General features: G+C 61.4%; 25 protein-coding genes. All 25 read left to right on the forward strand.

Annotation, left to right across the window (positions count from 1 at the left end; all coding sequences use genetic code 11):
- Positions 1-139 precede the first annotated feature (139 nt).
- The 25 genes from FH041_RS01905 to fliQ all read left to right on the forward strand — a co-directional run bounded on the left by FH041_RS01905 (position 140) and on the right by fliQ (position 23,630).
- Positions 140-1,069 (forward strand): ketoacyl-ACP synthase III, encoded by a 930-nt coding sequence (locus FH041_RS01905; protein ID WP_023533948.1) that lies wholly within the window; start codon positions 140-142, stop codon positions 1,067-1,069.
- Between the two features lie 467 nt (positions 1,070-1,536).
- A complete protein-coding gene (locus FH041_RS01910) occupies positions 1,537-2,979 on the forward strand; it encodes a flagellin (protein WP_140175077.1) in 1,443 nt (480 codons plus the stop codon).
- Positions 2,980-3,055: 76 nt separating this feature from the next.
- A complete protein-coding gene (locus FH041_RS01915; protein ID WP_028688013.1) occupies positions 3,056-3,406 on the forward strand; it encodes a flagellar protein FlaG in 351 nt (116 codons plus the stop codon).
- A gap of 83 nt (positions 3,407-3,489) precedes the next feature.
- Positions 3,490-4,872 carry a flagellar filament capping protein FliD gene (gene fliD, locus FH041_RS01920; RefSeq protein WP_140174130.1) on the forward strand — a complete coding sequence of 461 codons (1,383 nt, stop codon included), beginning with the start codon at positions 3,490-3,492 and terminating at the stop codon, positions 4,870-4,872.
- Between the two features lie 127 nt (positions 4,873-4,999).
- The gene (fliS, locus tag FH041_RS01925) at positions 5,000-5,401 is read left to right on the forward strand and encodes a flagellar export chaperone FliS (RefSeq protein WP_140174131.1); all 402 of its coding nucleotides are present in this window, start codon (positions 5,000-5,002) and stop codon (positions 5,399-5,401) included.
- A 16-nt stretch (positions 5,402-5,417) separates the two neighbouring features.
- The gene (locus FH041_RS01930) at positions 5,418-5,711 is read left to right on the forward strand and encodes a hypothetical protein (RefSeq protein WP_033737224.1); all 294 of its coding nucleotides are present in this window, start codon (positions 5,418-5,420) and stop codon (positions 5,709-5,711) included.
- A gap of 165 nt (positions 5,712-5,876) precedes the next feature.
- Positions 5,877-7,352 carry a transcriptional regulator FleQ gene (gene fleQ / locus FH041_RS01935; RefSeq protein ID WP_140174133.1) on the forward strand — a complete coding sequence of 492 codons (1,476 nt, stop codon included), beginning with the start codon at positions 5,877-5,879 and terminating at the stop codon, positions 7,350-7,352.
- A 140-nt stretch (positions 7,353-7,492) separates the two neighbouring features.
- Positions 7,493-8,710 (forward strand): PAS domain-containing sensor histidine kinase, encoded by a 1,218-nt coding sequence (locus FH041_RS01940; RefSeq protein WP_028687993.1) that lies wholly within the window; start codon positions 7,493-7,495, stop codon positions 8,708-8,710.
- A complete protein-coding gene (locus FH041_RS01945; protein WP_028687992.1) occupies positions 8,710-10,068 on the forward strand; it encodes a sigma-54 dependent transcriptional regulator in 1,359 nt (452 codons plus the stop codon). The genes FH041_RS01940 and FH041_RS01945 overlap by 1 nt, the downstream gene beginning before the upstream one ends.
- 227 nt (positions 10,069-10,295) lie before the next feature.
- Positions 10,296-10,628 (forward strand): flagellar hook-basal body complex protein FliE, encoded by a 333-nt coding sequence (gene fliE, locus FH041_RS01950; protein ID WP_023533916.1) that lies wholly within the window; start codon positions 10,296-10,298, stop codon positions 10,626-10,628.
- A 15-nt stretch (positions 10,629-10,643) separates the two neighbouring features.
- Positions 10,644-12,422 (forward strand): flagellar basal-body MS-ring/collar protein FliF, encoded by a 1,779-nt coding sequence (gene fliF / locus FH041_RS01955; RefSeq protein WP_023533998.1) that lies wholly within the window; start codon positions 10,644-10,646, stop codon positions 12,420-12,422.
- Positions 12,415-13,434 carry a flagellar motor switch protein FliG gene (gene fliG / locus FH041_RS01960; RefSeq protein ID WP_023533955.1) on the forward strand — a complete coding sequence of 340 codons (1,020 nt, stop codon included), beginning with the start codon at positions 12,415-12,417 and terminating at the stop codon, positions 13,432-13,434. The genes fliF and fliG overlap by 8 nt, the downstream gene beginning before the upstream one ends.
- Positions 13,435-13,549: 115 nt before the next feature.
- Positions 13,550-14,326, forward strand: a complete 777-nt coding sequence (gene fliH / locus FH041_RS01965; RefSeq protein WP_088523278.1) for a flagellar assembly protein FliH — start codon at positions 13,550-13,552, stop codon at positions 14,324-14,326.
- Positions 14,316-15,671: a flagellar protein export ATPase FliI gene (gene fliI, locus FH041_RS01970; protein WP_023533988.1), complete on the forward strand. Its 1,356-nt coding sequence runs from the start codon at positions 14,316-14,318 to the stop codon at positions 15,669-15,671. Before fliH ends, fliI begins: the two co-directional genes overlap by 11 nt.
- A 6-nt stretch (positions 15,672-15,677) precedes the next feature.
- The gene (gene fliJ / locus FH041_RS01975; RefSeq protein ID WP_027915950.1) at positions 15,678-16,130 is read left to right on the forward strand and encodes a flagellar export protein FliJ; all 453 of its coding nucleotides are present in this window, start codon (positions 15,678-15,680) and stop codon (positions 16,128-16,130) included.
- 132 nt (positions 16,131-16,262) lie between these two features.
- Entirely contained in the window at positions 16,263-16,568 is a 306-nt protein-coding gene (locus FH041_RS01980; protein ID WP_027915951.1) for an STAS domain-containing protein, read from the forward strand.
- Between the two features lie 8 nt (positions 16,569-16,576).
- Positions 16,577-18,268, forward strand: a complete 1,692-nt coding sequence (locus FH041_RS01985) for a fused response regulator/phosphatase (protein WP_140174134.1) — start codon at positions 16,577-16,579, stop codon at positions 18,266-18,268.
- A 48-nt stretch (positions 18,269-18,316) separates the two neighbouring features.
- A complete protein-coding gene (locus FH041_RS01990; RefSeq protein WP_027915953.1) occupies positions 18,317-18,664 on the forward strand; it encodes an Hpt domain-containing protein in 348 nt (115 codons plus the stop codon).
- An 89-nt stretch (positions 18,665-18,753) separates the two neighbouring features.
- Complete coding sequence (locus tag FH041_RS01995; protein WP_028687990.1) at positions 18,754-19,995, forward strand: flagellar hook-length control protein FliK; 1,242 nt, start codon at positions 18,754-18,756, stop codon at positions 19,993-19,995.
- 161 nt (positions 19,996-20,156) lie between these two features.
- Entirely contained in the window at positions 20,157-20,654 is a 498-nt protein-coding gene (gene fliL, locus FH041_RS02000) for a flagellar basal body-associated protein FliL (protein ID WP_140174135.1), read from the forward strand.
- A gap of 9 nt (positions 20,655-20,663) precedes the next feature.
- Positions 20,664-21,632 (forward strand): flagellar motor switch protein FliM, encoded by a 969-nt coding sequence (gene fliM / locus FH041_RS02005; RefSeq protein ID WP_023533965.1) that lies wholly within the window; start codon positions 20,664-20,666, stop codon positions 21,630-21,632.
- A gap of 41 nt (positions 21,633-21,673) precedes the next feature.
- Complete coding sequence (gene fliN / locus FH041_RS02010; protein ID WP_023533974.1) at positions 21,674-22,138, forward strand: flagellar motor switch protein FliN; 465 nt, start codon at positions 21,674-21,676, stop codon at positions 22,136-22,138.
- Positions 22,138-22,587 carry a flagellar biosynthetic protein FliO gene (fliO, locus tag FH041_RS02015; protein ID WP_027915955.1) on the forward strand — a complete coding sequence of 150 codons (450 nt, stop codon included), beginning with the start codon at positions 22,138-22,140 and terminating at the stop codon, positions 22,585-22,587. The genes fliN and fliO overlap by 1 nt, the downstream gene beginning before the upstream one ends.
- On the forward strand, positions 22,584-23,339 hold the full coding sequence (gene fliP / locus FH041_RS02020; RefSeq protein WP_023533994.1) for a flagellar type III secretion system pore protein FliP: 756 nt from the start codon (positions 22,584-22,586) through the stop codon (positions 23,337-23,339). The genes fliO and fliP overlap by 4 nt, the downstream gene beginning before the upstream one ends.
- Positions 23,340-23,360: 21 nt before the next feature.
- Positions 23,361-23,630, forward strand: a complete 270-nt coding sequence (gene fliQ, locus FH041_RS02025) for a flagellar biosynthesis protein FliQ (RefSeq protein WP_023533926.1) — start codon at positions 23,361-23,363, stop codon at positions 23,628-23,630.

Consider the following 23,630-nt stretch of genomic DNA (forward strand, 5'->3'; position numbering starts at 1 on the left):
GCAGCAGCTGTTGCAGCATTTTGTTACCGGTGCGCAGGCAGGCGCTGCTTTATCCCCTCCCCAGGCGGTGACGCTCCGGTTTTTGGCGCCCTCAATTGATCGAGTGGTGGTCTTTGGCTGTTTTCATTGGGAAGCCAGAATGATTGGCATCAAGAGTATCGCGAGTTACGTGCCCACCGCTGGCCTGGACAACTACGTCCAGGGTGCGAAGTTCGGCAAGGACGAAGAGTTCATGTTCGGCAAGATCGGTGCGTCCTTCCTGCCACGCAAGGCCCCGGAGCAGGAAACCTCCGACCTGTGCGTGGAGGCCGCCCGGGCACTGTTCGCCAACAACCCCGACCTCGATCCGCAGTCGATCGACGCGTTGATCGTGGTGACCCAGAACGGCGATGAAGAGGGCCTGCCGCACACGGCCGCTATCGTCCAGAGCAAGCTTGGGTTGTCTACCCGCGTGGCAGCGTTCGATATCTCCCTGGGCTGCTCGGGGTATGTGTATGGGCTGTATGCGATCAAGGGCTTCATGGAGGCGGCGGGCCTGAAGAACGGGCTGCTGATCACCGCCGACCCGTACTCGAAGATCGTCGATCCGGAAGATCGCAATACCACCATGCTGTTCGGCGATGCGGCCACGGCCACCTGGATGGCCGATGGCGCCATCTGGAAGCTGGGCGAGGCGCGATTTGGCACCGACGGTTCGGGCGCCGAGCACCTGAAGGTGTCCGATGGCACGTTCTTCATGAATGGCCGGCAGGTCTTCAACTTCGCCTTGGTCAAGGTACCGGCTCACTTGCACGAGCTGCTCGATGCCAGTGGGTTGCAGTCGTCGGACATTGATGCGTTCTGCATCCACCAGGGCAGTGCGGCGATTGTCGATGCGGTAGCTCGCCGGTTCGAGGAGCATCACCCGGAGAAATTCGTGAAAGACATGCTGGAGACGGGCAATACCGTGTCGTCCAGCGTGCCATTGCTGCTGCAGAAGCACATGCTCGACGGTAGCTGGAAGCGGGTGGCTGTGAGTGGGTTCGGGGTAGGGTTGTCCTGGGCTTCAGCGATTCTTTATCGCGATTGATGTGTTCGCGGTGGGGTAGGGGCGTTCTGCCTTGGTTCGGGCTGGTCCCTGTGCTTAATGGGTTGAGCCCAACTTCCAGGGCTGCTTAAAGGCCCATCGCGGACGGTGCCAAGATCAGCTGCTAAGCGCAAACCTGGGGCCGCGCAGCGGCCCCGACATTTCCTGACGCCAAGCTGCATACCTTGAACCTTCGCCACCTCCTCTTCAGCCCTCAGTTCGCCAGGCCATCCCTCGACTCGCTCCAGACGCCGTCATCCCCCTCATACCTACCCACCCCGCTTTTTGACGCCAAAATTCCGCGCTTAACCCCTTGATTTTCCAGGGCTGGCCGCATGCCAGCATTTTTTTTTGCAAAAACCCCTCAAGCAACCGGGCTATCCGACGATAACCATTACGAAGGTTCTCTAGGCCAATCCGGCGGTTGCCAAGGCCGGAAGCCGCAGCACCCATACAACGAGGATTTCGTCATGGCTTTAACTGTAAACACCAACATTGCTTCGGTTACTACCCAGGTAAACCTGAACAAGGCTAGCAACGCTCAGGCTACTTCGATGCAGCGTCTGTCCTCGGGTCTGCGTATCAACAGCGCCAAAGACGACGCTGCCGGCCTGCAGATCGCCAACCGTCTGACCAGCCAGATCAACGGCCTGGGCCAGGCTGTGAAGAACGCCAACGACGGCATCTCCATCGCGCAGACAGCTGAAGGCGCAATGCAGGCTTCGACCGACATCCTGCAAAAGATGCGTACCCTGGCCCTGTCTTCGTCCACTGGCTCGTTGAGCGCTGAAGACCGTAAGTCGAACAACGATGAATATCAGGCGCTGACCGCGGAGCTGAACCGGATCTCCGATACTACTACCTTTGGTGGTCAGAAGCTGCTGGACGGCTCCTACGGCACCAAGGCTATCCAAGTAGGTGCTAACGCCAATGAAACTATCAATCTGTCACTGGACAACGTTTCGGCTAAGAGCATTGGCTCTCAGCAAGTGAAAAGCGTTGCTCTTAAACCTGTCAAAGATGGCGTAGCGGGTGGCGCGGTGAAAGTGACGGGTAACGGCCAAGAAGTAGACTTAACGATTGCCAAAGGCGCGTCAGCAAAAGCCATTGCAGCACAAATGAATGGCGCAATTGGTGGCCTTAGTGCTACTGCTAGTACTGAAGTAAAATTTGACACGTCTGGACTCGCTAAAGATAAGCCTGCTAGCTTCTCGTTAGCAGTCGGAGACGGCAAATCGGTAAGCTTCACAGGTATTACAGATGTAGCTGGTCTGGCAGATCAGCTGAAGTCAAATGCTGCGAAGTTGGGTGTCAGCGTAAATTTCGATGAGTCTACTGGTGCCCTAAGTGTCAAGTCCGATACCGGTGAGAATTTTAAGTTTAAGAGTGATAACGCCGACGCGGCGAATCTAAAAGTTGCGGCAAAGGCAGGGGATGGGGAATATAGCGACTCTGCTGCTTTGTCTGCTACCCTAACCGATGCTGATGCTATTGTAGTGACTGGACAGGTATCGCTGGACTCTGCTAAGGGTTATTCTCTGAACGGTACGGGTGTAAAGGACCTGTTTGATGCGTCTGAGTCGATTACGTCGCAGAAAACTAAAATCTCTGATACAACAGTTACAGATGCTACTAGCGCACAAAACGCTTTGGCGGTTATCGACAAGGCCATCGGCTCCATCGACAGCGTACGTTCGGGCCTGGGTGCTACTCAGAACCGTCTGCAAACCACCGTTGACAACCTGCAGAACATCCAGAAGAACTCCACCGCTGCCCGTTCGACCGTGCAGGACGTGGACTTCGCTTCGGAAACTGCCGAGCTGACCAAGCAGCAGACCCTGCAACAGGCGTCCACCGCGATCCTGTCCCAGGCCAACCAGCTGCCTTCCTCGGTCCTGAAACTGCTCCAGTAATTCAGGCGCCTGAGTAAAAGGTGAAAGGGCGCGTTTACGTGCCCTTTTGCCGTTTTATACGTGAGGAGTTCGGAGCATGGACATCAGTGTCAAGCTGAACCAGGTGTATCCTTCGGTCGTGCCTGCGTCGCCTGTCGTGGACAAGGAGGCCAAGACCCCTGCCAAAGTGCAGGAAGCCGCCGCGCCTGACGGTCAGCCGCACACGCGCGAAGACCTGGAAAAGGCTGTCGGTGATATTCGCGAATTCGTACAGTCCAGCCAACGTCAGCTGGATTTTTCCATCGATGATTCGACAGGGCAGGTGGTGGTCAAGGTCATTGCCACCGACTCAGGCGAAGTCATCCGCCAGTTGCCTTCCGAGACGGCGCTCAAGTTGGCGCAAAGCCTCAGCGAAGCGGGCAGCCTGTTGTTCGAAGGCCGCGCTTAGGCTGGTATGTTTTTTGTTGTTGGTGGGTCTTTCAAGGATTTAATCGCCAAGGATCCGGCAGCTACCGTTCAAGGAGAGCAATGATGGCAGGTACAACAGTCAGTGGGATTGGCTCGGGCATCGACACCCAGGCGATCGTGGATTCGCTGGTTGCCGCGCAAAAAGCGCCCAAGCAGTCGCAGATCAACACCCAGACGCTGAAGGCAACCACCACGTTGTCCTCGATCGGCAAGATTCAGGCTGCCCTGGATGCTTTCCGTGGCGCGCTGACCAACATGACCGATACCAATAGTTTCGGCGGGCTGAGCCTCAAGTCTTCGGATGAAAAGGTGGCCACCGTGACGATGGGGGCAGGGGCCGCCAATGGCACGTTCAAGCTCATCGTCGACAAGCTGGCGACCGCTTCCAAGGTATCGAGCAAGACTTACGCAGACGGGGCGGGCTCGGTCATCAACCGTGGTACAGGCGCAACCACGCTTACCATGACCCAGAATGGCAAGGCGCACGATCTGAGCATTCCGGCCGGCGCCACGCTGCAGCAAGTGCGTGACAGCATCAACAGCCAATTCGGCCCTGCAGGCCTGAGTGCCAACGTGCTGACCGATGCCACCGGCTCGCGACTGATCATCACCTCGACCAAGATGGGCGAAGGGTCTGATATCACCCTGTCTGGCAACTCAGGTATCGAGGATGGTTACACGGTGGTCGATAAGCCGACCGATGCCGAATATACCCTGGACGGCATTGCCATGAAGTCCAAGACCAATGACATCACCGATGCGGTGAGTGGTCTGAACATCAAGCTGATAGGGCCGTCGGTAAAAAACGCGTCAGGGGAAACGCCGGCCACCATCTTGTCGCTATCGACCAGCAGCAGTGCCCTGAAGTCAGGGCTCAAGGGCTTCATCGATACATACAACGCGTTGCTCAAGGTCGTCAATGCCGAGACCAAGGTGACCAAGAACGCCGACGGTACCATGACGGCTGCTGCGCTGACGGGGGATGCCTCCATGCGTGCACTGATGACGTCGATCCGTGAAGAACTCAACGCGGCCTCTGGCAGCGGCACCTTCAAGGCCCTGGCAGCCTTTGGCGTCACCTCGGCCCAGGATGGCGGTGCGCTGAGCCTGGATGACAAGAAGTGGGACAAGATTGCCAGCACGAACGCAGCGGACCTGACCAGCATCTTCAATGGCAAGGACGGGATGCTGGCACGCCTGCAGAAGGTCACTGAACCTTTTGCAAAGGCCTCCACCGGCACCTTGGCCGAACGGTCCAAGACCTTGAGCGAAAGCCTGACCAAGCTCAAGGCTGAGCAGGATTCGCTGGATGTTCGCATGGAAGCCCTGAAAAAGAGCCTGCAGGACAAGTACAACAACATGGACACGCTGGTGACCCAGTTGCGTCAGCAGCAAAGCTCGGTGCTCAGCACGCTCAATGCGCTGAACAAGAAGAGTGATGATTAACGCCATGCGCCACGCCTGAAGCCTGGCGCCTGGCCAGGCTTCCTGCAAAGCCTTGTAAAGTTCTGCGGGTTCTGCCCGATACAGTAAGTATCCACCTTCCAACGCATCCCCGTAATGAGGTCGCAAGATGAATCCCATGAGAGCCCTTCGTCAGTACCAGAAGGTCAATTCCCATGCCCAGATTTCCGAAGCCACGCCACACCGTCTGGTGCAGATGCTGATGGAAGGGGCGCTCGATCGCATGGCCCAGGCCAAGGGCGCGATGGCGCGTGGGGACATTGCCGAGAAAGGTCTCATGCTGGGCAAGGCAATCGACATCATCATTGGCCTGCGCGATGGGCTGATGCCGGAAAAAAGCGAGAACCCTGAGTACGTCGAAAACCTCGATGCGCTCTACGTGTACATGACCAACCGCCTGATGCAGGCCAACGTTGAAAACGACGCCCGCATCATTGATGAAGTCGCCCAGCTGATGATCACCGTGAAGAGCGGTTGGGACGGCATCGCCGATATCCAGCCGGCCGATTGACGGCAAGGAGTTTACCGTGACTGCACTGCAACGGCTCGACGACACCTGTGATGCGCTGCTCGGCGCCTTGGGCGAACGGGATTGGGATACCATCGCCAAGCTGGACGTGGCGTGTCGCACGTGTATTGACGAGGTGCTCGAAGCACACGCCTACGACGAAGGACTACTGCGGGTTAAGCTCGAAGGCGTCATGGATGTCTACCGCAGCCTCATCGAGGTGACAACCGGCGAACGCCAGGCGATTGCCGATGAGATGATGCAGATCAATCAAGCGAAGAATGCTTCAAAGGTTTATCATTTGTTCAGTTAAAATGCCTGTAACTGAACAAAAGGCGCCATAAATTTGACTGTGCGACCCTTTTTGACTTAACTAGTGCCTGTTCTCGTATTCCAGACGTCCGAACACTGACCATTCAGTCGGAATGATGTCGAGCACGCCCTCGGGCGCCGATATGACTAGGGAAGTTGCTATTGCATGTGGCGTGAAACCAAGATTCTCCTGATCGATGACGACAGCACCCGCCGCCGCGATCTGGCGGTGGTGCTCAACTTCCTGGGCGAAGAAAACCTGTCCTGCGCCAGCCATGAGTGGCAGCAGGTGGTTGATCCCTTGTCTTCGAGCCGTGAGGTGTTGTGCGTGCTCGTCGGAACCGTCAACACGCCCGGCACACTGCTCGGGCTGCTTAGGACAGTGCTTTCATGGGATGAGTTCCTTCCTGTTCTATTTTTAGGTGATATTTCTTCGAGCGAGTTGCCTGAAGAGCTGCGCCGCCGCGTGCTGTCGAACTTGGAAATGCCGCCCAGCTACAGCCAGTTGCTCGATTCGCTGCACCGAGCGCAGGTTTACCGCGAGATGTACGATCAGGCACGTGAGCGCGGTCGTCAGCGCGAGCCGAACCTGTTCCGCAGCCTGGTGGGTACCAGCCGCGCCATTCAACACGTACGCCAGATGATGCAGCAGGTGGCCGATACCGACGCCAGTGTGCTGATCCTGGGCGAGTCGGGCACGGGCAAGGAGGTGGTGGCGCGCAATCTGCACTACCACTCCAAGCGCCGCGAAGCGCCGTTCGTGCCTGTCAACTGTGGCGCGATCCCGGCTGAGTTGCTGGAAAGCGAACTGTTTGGCCATGAAAAAGGTGCGTTTACCGGCGCCATCACCAGCCGTGCGGGTCGCTTCGAACTGGCCAACGGCGGCACGTTGTTCCTGGATGAAATCGGCGACATGCCGCTGCCCATGCAGGTCAAGTTATTGCGCGTGCTGCAGGAGCGTACGTTCGAGCGGGTGGGCAGCAACAAGACACAGAGCATCGATGTGCGCATCATTGCCGCGACCCATAAAAATCTCGAGAACATGATCGAGGCCGGCACCTTCCGCGAAGACCTGTATTACCGGCTTAACGTCTTCCCTATCGAAATGGCGCCCCTGCGCGAGCGCGTCGAAGACATCCCGCTGCTGATGAACGAGCTGATCTCGCGCATGGAGCACGAAAAACGTGGCTCCATCCGCTTCAACTCGGCGTCGATCATGTCCCTGTGCCGCCACGGCTGGCCGGGCAATGTGCGCGAGCTGGCCAACCTGGTCGAGCGCATGGCCATCATGCATCCGTACGGGGTGATCGGTGTGTCGGAACTGCCGAAGAAATTCCGCTACATCGATGACGAAGACGAGCAGATGGTCGATAACCTGCGCAGCGACCTGGAAGAGCGCATTGCCATCAACGGGCACGCGCCCAGCTTTAGCAACCCTGCCATGTTGCCGCCTGAAGGCCTGGACCTGAAGGACTACCTGGGCAGCCTGGAGCAGGGGCTGATCCAGCAAGCACTGGACGACGCCAACGGCATCGTCGCGCGCGCTGCCGAGCGCTTGCGCATTCGCCGCACCACGCTGGTCGAGAAAATGCGTAAGTATGGGATGAGCCGGCAGGGTGGTGAAGACCAGGCAGAGGAGTGATCGTCGTCGATAGGCGGTAGATTCTCTGCCGGAGTGCAAAGTCTCCGGCAAATGTCGTAAGCCCTTATCTGCGGCACGGGTATTGCTACGCACTGGCCACCACACCGTTTTTATGACGGTCAGCCACGCGAGAGAGCACGATGCCCCAGGCCGCCCACGTATCCCGAGCCCTTTCCCCCCAGGCGCAGTCACTGGTCGAGCAGGAAAGCCGCCAGGGTGTCGAGCAGGCGTTCGCTTTGTTCGACCAGGTCTCCAGCCAGCTCAGCCAGTCCTACAGCCTGCTCGAAGCCCGGGTCAGTGAGCTCAAGGGCGAGCTGGCGGTGGTCAGCGCCCAGCGCATCGAGGAGTTGAACGAGAAAGAACGCCTGGCCAACCGCTTGCAGCATTTGCTGGACCTGCTGCCGGGCGGGGTGATCGTCATCGACGGGCAGGGTAGCGTTCGCGAAGCCAATCCGGCCGCCTGCGAGTTGTTGGGCAAGCCATTGATCGGCCAGCTGTGGCGTGAAGTCATTGCCCGCAGTTTTGCCCCGCGACTGGACGACGGCCATGAAGTGTCCCTGCGCGACGGCCGTCGCCTGTCCATTGCCACGCGCTCGCTGGATGCCGAGCCGGGGCAGCTGGTGCTGCTCAACGACCTGACGGAAACCCGTCGCCTGCAAGACCAGTTGGCACGCCACGAGCGATTGTCCTCGCTCGGGCGCATGGTCGCCTCGCTGGCGCATCAGATTCGCACGCCGCTCTCTGCTGCCATGCTTTACGCCAGCCACCTGGCCGACCCTGAACAGGCGTTGACCACTCAGACCCGGCAGCGCTTCGCTGGCAGTCTCAAGGAGCGTCTGCATGAGCTGGAACAACAGGTCCGCGACATGCTGGTGTTCGCCCGTGGCGAGTTGCCACTCACGGATCGAATTTCTCCGAAAGCCTTGTTCCAGGCGTTGCAGCAGGCTGCGCAGACGCATGTTCACGGGCACGCGGTGCGCTGGCAGTGTGACAGCCGCCTGGGTGAGCTGCTGTGCAACCGCGACACGCTGGTGGGTGCACTGCTGAACGTGATCGAAAACGCCACCCAGGCCAGCCAGGGCGCTGCGCGGCTCAAGGTGCACCTATGGCGTCGCCAGCAGACCCTGCACCTGTGCATCAGTGACGCTGGCACTGGCATTGCACCTGATCTGCTCGCCCGTCTTGGCGAGCCATTCCTGACCACCAAGTCGACCGGTACGGGGCTCGGGCTGGCGGTGGTCAAGGCGGTGGCCAAGGCCCACCATGGCAGCGTGCAGGTGCGCTCGAAGGTGGGGCGCGGCACCTGCGTGCGGGTGGAGTTGCCCTTGATCGACGGGTCGTTGGCGGAGAGCCGGTGATGACGGTGAATGTGTTGCTGGTCGAGGATGACCGTGTGCTGCGCGAGGCACTGGCCGATACCCTCGACCTGGGTGGTTTCGCCTACAAAGCGGTGGACAGCGCAGAGCAGGCCCTGAAAGTGGTGCATGAAGAACCCTTCAACCTGGTCATCAGCGACGTGAACATGCCGGGCATGGACGGCCACCAGTTGCTGGCCCAGCTGCGCCGCCAGCAGCCGCAATTGCCGGTATTGCTGATGACCGCTCACGCGGCCGTGGAACGGGCGGTGGAAGCCATTCGCCAAGGTGCGGTGGATTACCTGGTCAAACCCTTTGAACCCAAGGCGCTGCTCAACCTTGTGCAGCGGCATGCCGCCGGGCGTATGACGGACGAGGAGGGCCCTGTTGCACGCGAGCCCTCCAGCCGGCAGTTGCTGGAGCTGGCCGCACGCGTGGCGCGCAGTGGCTCGACCGTGTTGATTTCCGGTGAGTCGGGCACGGGCAAGGAAGTGCTGGCGCGCTACATCCACCAGCAGTCCCCCCGTGCCAGCCAGCCGTTCGTTGCGATCAACTGTGCCGCCATTCCGGACAACATGCTTGAGGCCACGCTGTTCGGCCATGAGAAGGGTGCCTTTACCGGGGCGATCGCTGCCCAGCCCGGGAAGTTCGAGCAGGCCAACGGGGGTACCTTGCTGCTGGACGAGATCTCGGAAATGCCCCTGGCCTTGCAGGCCAAGTTGCTGCGGGTGCTGCAGGAACGTGAGGTCGAGCGGGTAGGGGGGCGCAAGCCCATCGCGCTGGATATCCGCGTAGTGGCCACCACCAACCGGGACCTGGCGGGCGAGGTGGCTGCCGGTCGTTTTCGCGAGGACCTGTTCTACCGGTTGTCCGTGTTCCCGCTGGCCTGGCGCCCCCTGCGCGAGCGGCCCGGCGACATCGTTCAACTGGCCGAGCGCTTGCTGGCTCGTCACATTGCAAAAATGCAGCATGCCCCCGTGCGCCTGTCCGCCGACGCGCAGGCCTGCCTGCAAGCCTGGACCTGGCCTGGCAACGTGCGTGAGCTGGATAATGCATTGCAGCGCGCCTTGATCCTGCAGCAAGGCGGGGTGATCGAGGCGGCGGATTTTTGTCTTGATGGCGCCATTCCCTTGTCAGGTGGCGCTGTGCCACTATCTGGGCAAGGTGGACTTGCAGCCGAGCAGGGCGACGACAAGCGGCGTCACGAGTACCAGCAGATCATCGATACCCTGCGGGCCGAGCGAGGTCGGCGCAAGGAAGCGGCCGAGCGCCTGGGGATCAGCCCGCGCACGCTGCGCTATAAGCTTGCGCAGATGCGCGACGCCGGTTTCGACGTCGAGGCCAGTCTGTTTGGCGAGTAAGACAGTCGCGTTTTACCCTGCAGACGTCATCTCTAGCGCGGGTAATCCAGCGCTCTTTTAGGCATCGCCCGCCAAGCGTGCGTGATCTTCACGGTGCTTCGTAGCCTGATACGCCCGTTTTTTCCTAGACGTATTCACCCTTTCATAAGGCTGGCACCTTTGTTGCTTTACGAAGGCTATCCGCCGCATGACTGTCAAAAATATGCGGCCGCCGGAGAGAGAAGCTCATGACCCAAGGTGTTGAATTCAATCGTCTGATGCTGGACATGCGGGCCATGCAGGCCGATGCCATGTCGCTGCCGAAAGTATCAGCCGCCCCTGAGCTGGCCCCAGGGCAAAGTACCTTTGCCGACATGCTGGGCCAGGCCATCGGCAAGGTGAATGACACCCAGCAGGCCTCTTCGCAGTTGGCGAACGCGTTCGAAATCGGCAAGACCGGGGTCGACCTCACCGACGTGATGATTGCCTCGCAGAAAGCCAGCGTTTCGATGCAGGCCTTGACCCAGGTACGCAACAAGCTCGTCCAGGCGTACCAGGACATCATGCAAATGCCGGTTTGAGGGCAGACGTAGACCATGGCTGAAGCAGTCGTCGACAACGCGCCCGCCAAGGGCGGCGCGCCAGCGCCCAAGGCACCTCTGGTGCGCCTGGCGTTCCTGGAAAACATTGCGCAGATGCCCATGCTGCGTCAGATCGGCCTGATGGTCGGCCTGGCTGCCAGCGTGGCGATCGGCTTTGCCGTGGTGCTGTGGTCGCAGCAGCCGGACTACCGTCCGCTGTACCCCAGCCTGTCGGGCATGGACACCAAGCAGGTCATGGACACCCTGGCGGCGGCCGACATTGCCTACAACGTGGAACCCAATTCCGGGGCCCTGCTGGTCAAGGCCGACGACATCTCCCGTGCGCGCCTGAAGCTGGCAGCTGCGGGCGTGGCGCCTACCGACGGCAACGTCGGCTTCGAGCTGCTCGACAAGGAGCAGGGCCTTGGCACCAGCCAGTTCATGGAGGCCACGCGTTACCGCCGCAGCCTGGAAGGCGAGTTGGCGCGCACCGTGTCGAGCCTGAACAACGTCAAGGGTGCTCGCGTGCACCTGGCCATTCCCAAGAGCTCGGTGTTCGTGCGCGATGAGCGTCGGCCCAGTGCATCGGTTCTGGTCGAGCTCTATCCAGGTCGTGCACTTGAGCCCGGCCAGGTAATGGCCATCGTCAACCTGGTGGCTACCAGCGTGCCTGAGCTGGACAAGTCCCAGGTCACCGTGGTCGACCAGAAAGGCAACCTGCTGTCCGAACAGATCCAGGATTCTGCCCTGACCCAGGCCGGTAAGCAGTTCGACTACAGCCGCCGAATGGAAGGCATGCTGACCCAGCGTGTGCACAACATCCTGCAACCGGTGCTGGGCAACGACCGCTACAAGGCCGAAGTGTCTGCCGACCTGGACTTCAGTGCGGTCGAGTCCACCTCCGAGCAGTTCAATCCGGACCAACCGGCGCTGCGCAGTGAGCAGTCGGTCGACGAGCAGCGCGCTAGCAGCCAGGGCCCACAAGGTGTGCCGGGCGCGTTGAGCAACCAGCCACCGGGTGCCGCTTCGGCGCCACAGACCACTGGCGGTACCGCAGGTGCAGCGGGCGCCATCCAGCCTGGCCAGCCGTTGGTCGATGCCAATGGCCAGCAGATCATGGACCCGGCCACCGGCCAGCCGATGCTCGCGCCTTATCCGTCCGACAAGCGCCAACAGAGCACCAAGAACTTCGAGCTCGACCGCTCCATCAGCCATACCCGCCAGCAACAGGGGCGCATGACGCGCCTGTCCGTGGCGGTTGTGGTGGACGATCAGGTCAAGGTGGACGCCGCCACCGGGGAGACCACCCATGTGCCGTGGGCTGCCGAGGACCTGACGCGCTTCACCCGGCTGGTCCAGGATGCCGTTGGTTTCGACGCCAGCCGTGGCGACAGCGTGACCGTGATCAACGTGCCGTTCGCGCCGGACCGTGGCGAAGAGATTGCCGATATCGCGTTCTACCAGCAGCCCTGGTTCTGGGATATCGTCAAGCAAGTGCTGGGCGTGCTGTTCATCCTGGTGCTGGTGTTCGGCGTATTGCGGCCTGTGCTCAACAACCTGACAGGGGGTGGCAAGCAGCCTGCCCTTGAAAATGACATGGAGCTGGGCGGCATGATCGGTCTGGATGGCGAACTGGCCAACGACCGCGTCAGCCTGGGTGGCCCGACAAGCATTCTGCTGCCTAGCCCCACCGAGGGTTACGAGGCACAGCTCAACGCAATCAAAGGCCTTGTGGCCGAAGACCCGGGCCGCGTAGCCCAGGTCGTCAAAGACTGGATCAACGCCGATGAGTGATAACCGAGCCGTTACCGCCAAGCTGAGCCGCGTCGACAAGGCAGCCATCCTGCTGCTCTCGCTGGGTGAAACCGATGCCGCGCAGGTACTGCGCCACATGGGGCCCAAGGAAGTGCAGCGCGTGGGCGTGGCCATGGCGCAGATGGGCAACGTGCACCGTGACCAGGTCGAACAAGTGATGAGCGAGTTCGTCGAAGTGGTCGGCGATCAGACCAGCCTGGGCGTGGGCTCCGATGCGTACATTCGCAAGATGCTCAACCAGGCACTGGGCGAGGACAAGGCCAACGGCCTGGTCGACCGCATCCTGCTCGGTGGCAACACCAGCGGCCTGGACAGCCTCAAGTGGATGGAACCACGCGCCGTGGCCGACGTGATCCGCTACGAGCACCCGCAGATCCAGGCCATTGTCGTGGCTTACCTGGACCCTGACCAGGCCGGTGAGGTGCTGAGCAACTTTGACCACAAGGTCCGGCTGGACATCGTATTGCGCGTCTCGTCGCTCAATACCGTGCAACCTGCTGCCCTGAAAGAGCTGAACCAGATTCTGGAGAAACAGTTCTCCGGCAATTCCAACGCCGCGCGCACCACCCTGGGTGGCATCAAGCGTGCCGCCGACATCATGAACTTCCTCGACAGCTCCGTGGAAGGCGCCCTGATGGATTCGATCCGCGAAATCGACAGCGACCTGTCCGAGCAGATCGAAGACCTGATGTTCGTCTTCAACAACCTGGCCGATGTGGATGACCGCGGTATCCAGGCGCTGCTGCGCGAGGTGTCTTCCGACGTGCTGGTGGTGTCGCTCAAGGGCGCGGACGAGCGGGTCAAGGACAAGGTGTTCAAGAACATGTCCAAGCGTGCTTCGGAACTGCTGCGTGATGACCTCGAGGCCAAGGGTCCAGTCCGTGTCAGCGATGTTGAAACGGCCCAGAAGGAAATCCTCACCATCGCCCGTCGCATGGCCGAAGCCGGCGAAATCGTGCTCGGTGGCAAAGGTGCCGAGGAAATGATCTAAGCGGCGAGCCGCCATGGGTCAGCGCAAGGCGATTGCGTCACCCACGCAATCTGCCTTAGCGTGCAGTCTTCGGCAGGCGGTATGGCGCCTGGCACCCTGATAGACAGGTTTTTGAATGTCGACCAAAGAACATCACCCCAGTGACCTGATCCGGGCCCGCGACCTCGAGGGCGTGGACGTCTGGACGTTGCCCAGCTTCGACCCCCAGCCCGCGCACGAGCCTGAGCCCGAACCGGTCGAGGTGGAGGAAGAAGTCGAGGAAGTGCCGCTGGAGGACGTTCAGCCGCTGACCCTCGAAGAGCTCGAAGCTATTCGCCAGGAAGCCTACAACGAAGGCTTCGCAACCGGTGAGCGTGATGGGTTTCACAGCACCCAGCTCAAGGTGCGCCAAGAGGCTGACGAGGCCCTGAAGGCGAAGCTGGGCAGCCTGGAAAAGCTGATGACCCATTTGATGGAGCCCATCGCCGAGCAGGACACCCAGATCGAAAGGACCCTGGTGCACCTCGTGTCGCACATGGCGCGCCAGGTGATCGGCCGTGAACTCACGAGCGATTCCAGCCAGATTACCCAGGTGCTGCGCGAAGCCCTCAAGCGCCTGCCCATGGGTGCCGACAATATCCGTATTCACCTGAACCCGCAGGATTTCGAACTGGCCAAGGCCTTGCGCGAGCGCCACGAAGAGCAGTGGCGCCTGCTCGAAGACAGCACCCTGCTTCCCGGTGGCTGCCGTATCGAGACTGCCCACAGCCGTATCGATGCGACCATGGAAACCCGCATCGAGAAGACCGTCGCGCAGTTGTTCGATCAGATGCATGACCATGCGCTGCACCCGGCAGCGCCTGATGTGAGCGTTGACCTGGACGCGCCGGTGGAGGACGCCGATGCGCCTTGACCGTACTAGCTTCGCCAAGCGCCTGGGCAGTTATGCCGAGGCCATCGAGGTGCCGGCGCAACCGGTGGTCGAGGGGCGACTGCTGCGCATGGTAGGCCTGACCCTGGAAGCCGAAGGGCTCAGGGCAGCCGTGGGTAGCCGCTGCCTGGTGGTCAACGACGACAGCTACCACCCGGTGCAGGTCGAAGCGGAAGTCATGGGGTTCTCTGGGTCGAAGGTGTTCCTCATGCCGGTTGGCAGCATTGTCGGCATCGCCCCGGGTGCCCGCGTGGTGCCGCTCGACGACGGTGGTCGGCTGCCCATGGGCATGAGCATGCTGGGCCGGGTACTGGACGGCGCGGGCCGCGCGCTGGACGGTAAAGGCGGCATGAAGGCCGAGGACTGGGTGCCGATGGACGGGCCGGTGATCAACCCGCTCAACCGCGACCCCATCAGCAAGCCGCTGGACGTGGGCATCCGCAGTATCAACGGCCTGCTCACCGTCGGGCGCGGCCAGCGCCTGGGCTTGTTCGCCGGTACCGGTGTGGGCAAGTCGGTCTTGCTGGGCATGATGACCCGCTTCACCGAAGCCGAAATCATCGTGGTCGGCCTGATTGGCGAGCGGGGCCGCGAAGTGAAGGAATTCATCGAACACATCCTTGGCGAGGAGGGGCTCAAACGCTCCGTGGTGGTGGCTTCGCCCGCTGACGATGCGCCCCTGATGCGCTTGCGGGCGGCCATGTACTGCACCCGTATCGCCGAGTATTTTCGCGACAAGGGCAAGAACGTGCTGCTGTTGATGGATTCGCTGACCCGCTTTGCCCAGGCGCAGCGGGAAATCGCACTGGCCATCGGGGAGCCGCCCGCCACGCGTGGCTATCCGCCTTCGGTGTTCGCCAAACTGCCCAAGCTGGTCGAGCGAGCGGGCAATGGTGAGCCGGGTGGCGGCTCGATCACGGCGTTCTACACGGTGCTGTCCGAGGGCGACGATCAGCAAGATCCGATCGCAGATTCGGCCCGGGGTGTGCTGGACGGCCACTTCGTACTGTCGCGACGGCTGGCCGAGGAGGGTCACTACCCTGCAATCGACATCGAAGCGTCCATCAGCCGGGTGATGCCCCAGGTGGTCGATGCCGACCACCTTCGCCAGGCGCAGAAATTCAAGCAGCTCTGGTCTCGGTTGTCGCAGAGCCGCGACCTGATCAGCGTGGGTGCCTACGTGGCGGGCGGGGACCCCGAGACCGACCTTGCCATCGCGCTGCAGGCCAGGCTGGTGGAGTTTCTGCGTCAAGGGCTGCGTGAGAACGTGGGCATGGCGCAAAGCCGCGATCAACTGGGGGCGATCTTCACGCCCCCGGCGGGCTGATAGGCCATGGCATTGCCCGGACGTGCGGCGCGCCTGGCCCCCGTGGTGGACATGGCCGAGGAAGCCGAGCGCAAGGCGGCCCAGCGCCTGGGCCATTTCCAGCAGCAGGTGGCCACGGCCCAGGCCAAGCTAACGGAGCTGGAGCGCTTTGGCGAGGATTATCAACAGCAGTGGCTCAACCGGGGCGGCCAGGGTGTAGACGGAAACTGGCTGGTCAACTACCAGCGCTTTCTCGGCCAGCTGGAAACGGCCATGACCCAACAGCGCCAGAGCCTCACCTGGCACCAGAACAACCTCGCCAATGCCCGCGGCACCTGGCAGCAGGCGTATGCGCGGGTAGAGGGCTTGCGCAAGCTGGTGCAACGCTATATGGACGAGGCGCGGCGCGCCGAGGACAAGCGCGAGCAGCGCTTGCTCGACGAGTTGTCCCAACGGCTGCCGCGGCAGGGGCCGCTGTAGCTGGGGGAGCTTGATCTAGCCCCAGGTCTCTGCCCACCGGCCAATACGGCTCCCATCCCCGCTTGCCCCCTCGCCCCATCACTGCTACACCTTCATGGAGCCGCATCCGCCATCATCGAAGGAATCGCTAGCATGGCAGTGGAAACCGATGTCTCGCAGGACGGTAAAAAGCTGACGATCAAAATCAAGGGACGTTTCGATTTCGGCAAGCACCAGGCCTTTCGTGAGGCCTACGAACGCCAGCCACGCCGCCCTGACGCGGTCATCGTCGACTTGCAGGAGGTGACCTACCTGGACAGCTCCGCCTTGGGCATGCTCCTGCTGCTGCGCGATCATGCCGGCGGGGACGAGGCGGATGTGCGGGTCGTCCATGCCAATTGCGACGTACGCAAGATTCTCGCCATCTCCAATTTCGACAAGCTTTTCGACATCAGTTGAATGCGCCGATGGCTGATGAACTTGGGTTGACCGTGCTGGTGGCTGAAGATGGCGCGGTTGATCGGCTGCTGTTGGCGCAGATCGTCAGGCGTCAAGGGCATGAAGTGTTCACTGCCGAAAATGGCCAGCAAGCCGTGGACGTGTTCAAGGCTCGACGCCCGCAGCTGGTGCTACTCGATGCGTTGATGCCGGTCATGGACGGTTTCGAGGCGGCGCGGCAGATCAAGGCCCTGGCTGGCGAAACCCTGGTGCCCATCATCTTTCTCACGGCACTCAACGAAGAACAGGCCCTGGTGCGTTGCCTGGAAGCCGGTGGGGATGATTTTCTGGCCAAGCCCTACAGCGCAGTCATTCTGGCAGCCAAGATTCGGGCCATGGACCGGCTGCGACGGCTTCAGGCCACGGTGCTGGATCAGCGCGATCAGATTGCGCGGCACCACCACCATTTACTCAACGAACAGCGGGTGGCCAAAGCCGTATTCGACAAGGTGGCCCATTCTGGCTGTCTGGACGCACCGAACATCCGCTTTTTGCAATCGCCGTACGCGCTGTTCAACGGCGACCTGATGCTGGCCGCGCTCACGCCGTCCGGGGACATGCGCGTGCTGCTGGGGGACTTCACCGGGCACGGGCTGCCGGCTGCCGTGGGGGCCATGCCGCTGGCCGAAGTGTTCTACGGTATGACGGCCAAGGGCTACGGCATGGCGCAGGTATTGCGAGAGATGAATGCCAAGCTAAAGCGCATTCTGCCTGGCGACATGTTCTGCTGCGCACTGCTGGTCAACCTGAGCATGCAGCGCGGCGCAGTGGAGGTATGGAATGGCGGCATGCCTGATGGCTTCCTGCTTTCCACTGGGGGCAAGGTGTTGTCTGCATTGAGTTCCCGGCACTTGCCGCTGGGTGTTCTGGGTGCTGAGCAGTTTGACGACCAGACCGAAGTCTGGCCGCTGGCGCCGGGCGAGCGGCTGCTGCTGATGTCCGATGGGGTGCTCGAAACCGCCGATGATCAGGAGCGTCTGTTCGGTGAGCAACGCCTGCGGGCGGTATTGGCCGACAACCGCAATCCCGCGCTGTTGTTCGATGAGCTGCTCGACGCGCTACAACGCTTCGGTGGGCGGGCGCGCGACGATGTCAGCTTGTGTGATATACGCATGCTGGGTGCGCAATTGCCGCAGCCCATGGCGATGTTGCCTCAGGACCTGGGCCGCTGTAGCGCCATGGACTGGTCGCTGAGTTTCGATGTGAGAGGAGAAAGCCTGCGCCGTTTCAACCCGGTACCCTACCTGGTGCAGTTGTTGCAGGAAATACATGGCCTGCGTTCATCGGCCGGCACCCTCTACAGTGTGCTGAGCGAACTGTACTCTAATGCGCTTGAACATGGCGTGCTGGGGCTGGACTCTCGGCTCAAATGCGATGCGCCAGGCTTTGCCGATTATTATCAGGAGCGTGCCAGGCGCTTGCAGGTGATCGAAGAAGGCTACGTGCGCATCAATCTTGCAGTTGAACCGCTCGCCGCTGGTGGGCGTCTGAAAGTGGAGGTCAGGGACAGCGGCGAAGGGTTCGACGTGCAGCAGGTGCTTGCGCAGCCATTGCCAGAGCAAGGCCTCAGTGGCCGGGGAATGGCACTGGTCAGGCGCCTGTCCACTGTGGCGCGCTGGACAGAGGGCGGGCGCTGTGCGCACGTCGAGTTCATCTGGTGAGTCCGCGTCGGGCTCTGCCATAATCTGACTTGATCAAGGAGCGAACAAGTGGCTGACATGCATATCGACCACAAGGTACTCAGTGACCTGCGTGAAATCATGGAAGACGGCTATCTGCAGCTGGTGCAGACCTTTCTGGACGATTCCGAACGGCGTCTTGGCCAACTTCACGCTGCCCGCAGCGCAGTGGAACTCGGCGCCGCCGCCCACAGTTTCAAGGGCAGCAGCAGCAACATGGGCGCCGTTGCGCTGGCAACTCTGTGCCAGGAACTCGAGGACAAGGCCCGCCATCCCCCGCTGCTGGGCATCGAAGACCTTATCAACCGGATTGATCTGGAGTTTGCCGAGGTGCAGCGCTTTTACCGTGCCGAACATCATCGGATATCGGCGGGTTAGCCCACGCGCTTGCCGCCCCCGTATGAGTTGGCGCGAGTTTTGCTGGGTAATGCCCGTGATCATTTTGTTTATGGCGCGGAGACTGCTCAATGCCTGTTGCATCCAACCCTTTGCTGCAAGCCAACATCAAGGCTGACGCAGCCCGTTCTGCTAGCGCCACCGCCGCCAAACCCCAGCAGACGCTGGGCGAGCAGGGTGATGGCTTCGGTCAGATGATGGCCAGGCAGGGGCGTGACAAGGTTGCCGGCGCTGCAGACAAGAACGCTTCGAGCAAGGCCGCTGAAAAGGCTGAAGCGGCCTCAAGCGGCAAAGGCAAGCCTGCCGACAAGCGCAGCGTTGCCGATGACGGCAATGCCTCGCCCACCGAGCACGCCACCCAGGCCGACACTGGCATGCGCGATGCCAGCCTGGTTGCCGGTCAAGTCACCGACGCGCAGCCTGGCGCCCAGTTGATCCAGGCCCAGGCCGAGGCGGTAGCCCCTGTTTTGCAGGCTGCCAATGATCAGCCGCCGTCCGAAGAGGCGCCAGATTTCGACCCTGCTGCCGATGCCCTGGCGAACTTGCCTACCCTGCGCCTGGCCCTGGAGCACAGTGCCCAAGCCAAGGGGGCCACCTCGGCCCATGCCGCAGACCCTGGTCAGCAACAGGCGCAGGCTGCGTCCGTCAATACCTTGGCGCAGGTGGGGCAAGGGGCCGAAGAAGCTTCCACCGACACCGGTGACAAGGCATTTGGCGCATTGCTCGAAGAAGGGTTGAAAGACACCAAGGGCGCCAACAGCGATACCCGAATCGATGACTTCGCCAGCCGCCTGGCCAACCTCACCCAGGCGGCAACGGCCAAGACGGCCAACGCCGTGCCGGTGAACCCCAACCCGTTGCAGCAGCCGCTGTCGATGAACCAGAACGCCTGGACCGAGGGGCTGGTGAACCGAGTCATGTACTTGTCCAGCCAGAACCTCAAGTCGGCTGATATCCAGCTTGAGCCGGCCGAGCTGGGGCGCTTGAACATCCGCGTCAATGTCGCCGCCGACCAGGCTACCCAGGTGACCTTCATCAGCGGCCACGTCGGTGTACGCGATACGCTGGACAGCCAGGTGCACCGGCTGCGCGAACTCTTTGCCCAGCAGGGCCTGGCCCAGCCGGATGTCAACGTGGCCGATCAGTCGCGAGGTCAGCAGCAACAAGGGCAGGCGGCGCAGGGGCAGGGGGGGAATGGTCTGTCCGGGGTGGCTGCGCGTGCAGGGGAGGGCTCGGTCGACGCAGCCGAGCGCGAACGGCCTGTGGAGCAGCAGGTCGTGATTGGGGACAGCGCTGTGGATTATTACGCCTGAGGCGGCTGAAGATAGGGTGACCGCCCGGCTGCCAATGCTGTTCATGTAAGACCGCTGGGGCCGTGTAATGGCCCCAGCCTGGACGCTCGCCTATTTGGCATAACACTTGCTCACCCCAAGCCATCTTCCCAGTTACTCCCGATGGACGACGGAATATTGGCATGGCGAATACCGAAGCAGTCAAAGACCCTGCCCCAAAAGGCAAACTCAAACTGATCCTCCTGGCCGTGGGTGGCCTGCTGGTGGCCGTGGGCATTTCCGTGGGCGCCACATGGTTCATCATGCACAAGAGCGAGCCTGCGCCTGCTGAGCAGGAAGGCGCCAGCACCACCAAGCCAGCGGCCATCTACGAAGCGCTCACACCCGCGTTCGTGGTGAACTTCAACCAGAATGGTCGCCAGCGCTACATGCAGGTCAGCATCACCTTGCAGGGGCGCAATCAGGCTGACCTCGATGCCCTTAGAGTGCACATGCCGGTCATCCGTAACAACTTGGTGATGATGTTCTCCGGGGTCGGCTTCGATACCCTGGCCAGCAGTTCGGTCGGTCAGGAAATGCTGCGCCAGAAAGCGACCGTCGTGGTGCAGGAAGTGGCCCAGAAAGAAGTCGGCAAGCCCGTGATCGACCAGTTGCTGTTCACCAATTTCGTATTGCAGTAGGAGCACGCAATGGCCGTACAGGACCTGCTGTCCCAGGATGAGATCGATGCCCTGCTGCACGGCGTCGACGATGGCCTGGTGCAGACTGAAAGTGCATCCGAGCCTGGCAGTATCAAAAGCTATGACCTGACCAGTCAGGACCGTATCGTCCGGGGCCGCATGCCGACCTTGGAGATGATCAACGAGCGATTTGCCCGTTACACCCGCATCAGCATGTTCAACCTGCTGCGCCGCTCGGCCGATGTGGCCGTGGGCGGCGTGCAGGTGATGAAGTTCGGGGAATACGTGCATTCGCTGTACGTGCCCACCAGCCTCAACCTGGTCAAGATCAAGCCGCTGCGCGGCACTTCGCTGTTCATCCTCGACGCCAAGCTGGTGTTCAAGCTGGTGGACAATTTCTTCGGCGGGGACGGCCGACACGCCAAGATCGAAGGCCGCGAATTCACCCCGACCGAGTTGCGCGTGGTACGCATGGTGCTGGACCAGTGCTTCATCGACCTCAAGGAAGCCTGGCAGGCGATCATGGAGGTGAACTTCGAGTACATGAACTCCGAGGTCAACCCGGCCATGGCCAACATCGTCGGCCCCAGCGAGGCGGTCGTGGTGTCCACGTTCCATATCGAGCTCGACGGCGGCGGGGGCGACCTGCACGTGACCATGCCGTATTCGATGATCGAGCCGGTGCGTGAAATGCTCGATGCCGGGTTCCAGTCCGATCTGGACGACCAGGACGAGCGCTGGGTCAAGGCGCTGCGTGAGGACGTGCTTGATGTCGCCGTGCCGGTAACGGCCACGGTAGCCAGGCGTCAGCTCAAATTGCGGGACATCCTGCACATGCAGCCCGGGGACGTCATCCCAGTCGAGCTGCCCGAGCACCTTGTGCTGCGCGCCAACGGCGTGCCGGCCTTCAAGGCGCGCCTGGGCTCGCACAAGGGCAACCTGGCGCTGCAGATCATCGACCCGATCGAACGCCGCTGACGGCGGCCCTCCCAACGAATTGAATGCCTGTCGAGGAAATCATGGCTAACGAAAACGAGATCACCTCCCCGGAAGACCAGGCGCTCGCCGATGAGTGGGCTGCTGCGCTGGAAGAAACCGGTGCGGCCGGCCAGGCCGACATCGATGCACTGCTGGGCGATACCAGCCAGAATCAGGGGCCCGGCCGCCTGCCGATGGAGGAGTTCGCCAGCTCGCCCAAGCCCAATGCCAACGTCAGCCTCGAAGGCCCGAACCTGGATGTGATTCTCGACATCCCGGTGAGCATCTCGATGGAAGTAGGTAGTACCGAAATCAACATCCGCAATCTGCTCCAACTCAACCAGGGTTCGGTGATTGAGCTCGACCGCCTGGCAGGCGAGCCCTTGGATGTGCTGGTCAATGGCACGCTGATCGCCCATGGCGAAGTGGTAGTGGTCAACGAGAAGTTCGGCATCCGCCTGACGGACGTGATCAGCCCCAGTGAACGCATCAAGAAGCTGCGTTGATGAAGGCCAGGGTGCGCGTCATCGCGGCGGTTGCCGCGGCACTGGCCAGCCAGGTGTGTCTGGCCGCCGCTACGCCTGCGGCGACGCCGGTCAACCCTCCAGGGAGCCTGGGCGGGCAACTGGCGCAAATGGTCTTTGGCCTGTTGCTGGTGGTCGGGCTGATCTTTCTGCTCGCCTGGCTGCTGCGCCGAATGCAAGGTTCGGCGGTCAAGGGCGGGCACGTGATCGACATCATCGGCAGCCGCGCCATCGGCCCGCGTGATCGGCTGCTGCTGGTGCAGGTGGGCAAGGAGCAGATCCTCATCGGTCATACACCTGGCAACATCGAAGCGTTGCACGTGCTGGCCGAGCCAGTGGATGTACCCCAGGGTGCCCGCCAGGTGACGCCTGAGTTCGCCCAGCGGCTGATGGAACTGATGGGCAAGGACCCTAAGGACAAGACCCGATGAGCGCAGCGCTGCGACTGTTGTTCACCTTGGCGCTGCTGTTGGCGGCGCCGTTGGCACTGGCGGCCGACCCGCTGTCAATCCCGGCCATCACCCTGTCCAACGGTACCGATGGGCAGCAGGAGTACTCGGTCAGCCTGCAGATCCTGTTGATCATGACGGCGCTGAGCTTCATTCCAGCGTTCGTCATCCTGATGACCAGCTTCACCCGGATCATCATCGTCTTTTCCATCCTGCGCCAGGCGCTGGGGCTGCAACAGACGCCTTCGAACCAGATACTGACCGGCATGGCGCTGTTCCTGACCCTGTTCATCATGGCGCCGGTGTTCGACCGCATCAACCAGACGGCCCTGCAGCCTTACCTGAACGAGCAGTTGACCGCCCAACAGGCCATTGACCGAGCGCAGGGCCCGCTCAAGGACTTCATGCTGGCCCAGACCCGGCAGAGCGATCTGGACTTGTTCATGCGCCTGTCCAAGCGCACCGACATCGCCAGCCCCGATCAGGTGCCGTTGAGTATCCTGGTGCCGTCCTTCGTCACCTCGGAACTCAAGACGGCCTTCCAGATCGGCTTCATGATCTTCATTCCGTTTCTGATCATCGACATGGTGGTGGCCAGCGTGCTCATGGCCATGGGCATGATGATGCTGTCGCCGCTGATCATCTCCTTGCCATTCAAGATCATGCTGTTCGTGCTGGTCGATGGCTGGGCCCTGATCATGGGCACGCTGGCCAGCAGTTTCGGTGGTGTGTGACTTTGCCTGGGAGGGCCGTGCATGACGCCTGAAGTAGCCGTCGACCTGTTCCGCGACGCCTTGTGGCTGACCACGTTGATGGTTGCCGTGCTGGTGGTTCCCAGCCTGCTGGTGGGTTTGATCGTGGCCATGTTCCAGGCCGCCACCCAGATCAATGAGCAGACCTTGAGCTTTCTGCCGCGCCTGCTGGTGATGTTGATCACACTGATCGTGGCCGGGCCGTGGTTGGTGCAGAAGTTCATGGAGTACATCACGACCCTGTACACCAACATCCCCCAGCTCATCGGTTGA

The sequence above is a fragment of the Pseudomonas sp. SWI7 genome (assembly GCF_006351945.1).
GTDB classification, from domain to species: Bacteria; Pseudomonadota; Gammaproteobacteria; order Pseudomonadales; family Pseudomonadaceae; genus Aquipseudomonas; species Aquipseudomonas fulva.

Excerpts from the sequence above, each read along its gene's own strand:
- FH041_RS01905 (WP_023533948.1), top strand. The coding sequence starts at position 140 with ATGATTGGCATCAAGAGTATCGCGAGTTACGTGCCCACCGCTGGCCTG.
- FH041_RS01910 (WP_140175077.1), top strand. The coding sequence starts at position 1,537 with ATGGCTTTAACTGTAAACACCAACATTGCTTCGGTTACTACCCAGGTA.
- FH041_RS01915 (WP_028688013.1), top strand. The coding sequence starts at position 3,056 with ATGGACATCAGTGTCAAGCTGAACCAGGTGTATCCTTCGGTCGTGCCT.
- fliD (WP_140174130.1), top strand. The coding sequence starts at position 3,490 with ATGGCAGGTACAACAGTCAGTGGGATTGGCTCGGGCATCGACACCCAG.
- fliS (WP_140174131.1), top strand. The coding sequence starts at position 5,000 with ATGAATCCCATGAGAGCCCTTCGTCAGTACCAGAAGGTCAATTCCCAT.
- fleQ (WP_140174133.1), top strand. The coding sequence starts at position 5,877 with ATGTGGCGTGAAACCAAGATTCTCCTGATCGATGACGACAGCACCCGC.
- FH041_RS01940 (WP_028687993.1), top strand. The coding sequence starts at position 7,493 with ATGCCCCAGGCCGCCCACGTATCCCGAGCCCTTTCCCCCCAGGCGCAG.
- FH041_RS01945 (WP_028687992.1), top strand. The coding sequence starts at position 8,710 with ATGACGGTGAATGTGTTGCTGGTCGAGGATGACCGTGTGCTGCGCGAG.
- fliE (WP_023533916.1), top strand. The coding sequence starts at position 10,296 with ATGACCCAAGGTGTTGAATTCAATCGTCTGATGCTGGACATGCGGGCC.
- fliF (WP_023533998.1), top strand. The coding sequence starts at position 10,644 with ATGGCTGAAGCAGTCGTCGACAACGCGCCCGCCAAGGGCGGCGCGCCA.
- fliG (WP_023533955.1), top strand. The coding sequence starts at position 12,415 with ATGAGTGATAACCGAGCCGTTACCGCCAAGCTGAGCCGCGTCGACAAG.
- fliH (WP_088523278.1), top strand. The coding sequence starts at position 13,550 with ATGTCGACCAAAGAACATCACCCCAGTGACCTGATCCGGGCCCGCGAC.
- fliI (WP_023533988.1), top strand. The coding sequence starts at position 14,316 with ATGCGCCTTGACCGTACTAGCTTCGCCAAGCGCCTGGGCAGTTATGCC.
- fliJ (WP_027915950.1), top strand. The coding sequence starts at position 15,678 with ATGGCATTGCCCGGACGTGCGGCGCGCCTGGCCCCCGTGGTGGACATG.
- FH041_RS01980 (WP_027915951.1), top strand. The coding sequence starts at position 16,263 with ATGGCAGTGGAAACCGATGTCTCGCAGGACGGTAAAAAGCTGACGATC.
- FH041_RS01985 (WP_140174134.1), top strand. The coding sequence starts at position 16,577 with ATGGCTGATGAACTTGGGTTGACCGTGCTGGTGGCTGAAGATGGCGCG.
- FH041_RS01995 (WP_028687990.1), top strand. The coding sequence starts at position 18,754 with ATGCCTGTTGCATCCAACCCTTTGCTGCAAGCCAACATCAAGGCTGAC.
- fliL (WP_140174135.1), top strand. The coding sequence starts at position 20,157 with ATGGCGAATACCGAAGCAGTCAAAGACCCTGCCCCAAAAGGCAAACTC.
- fliM (WP_023533965.1), top strand. The coding sequence starts at position 20,664 with ATGGCCGTACAGGACCTGCTGTCCCAGGATGAGATCGATGCCCTGCTG.
- fliN (WP_023533974.1), top strand. The coding sequence starts at position 21,674 with ATGGCTAACGAAAACGAGATCACCTCCCCGGAAGACCAGGCGCTCGCC.
- fliO (WP_027915955.1), top strand. The coding sequence starts at position 22,138 with ATGAAGGCCAGGGTGCGCGTCATCGCGGCGGTTGCCGCGGCACTGGCC.
- fliP (WP_023533994.1), top strand. The coding sequence starts at position 22,584 with ATGAGCGCAGCGCTGCGACTGTTGTTCACCTTGGCGCTGCTGTTGGCG.
- fliQ (WP_023533926.1), top strand. The coding sequence starts at position 23,361 with ATGACGCCTGAAGTAGCCGTCGACCTGTTCCGCGACGCCTTGTGGCTG.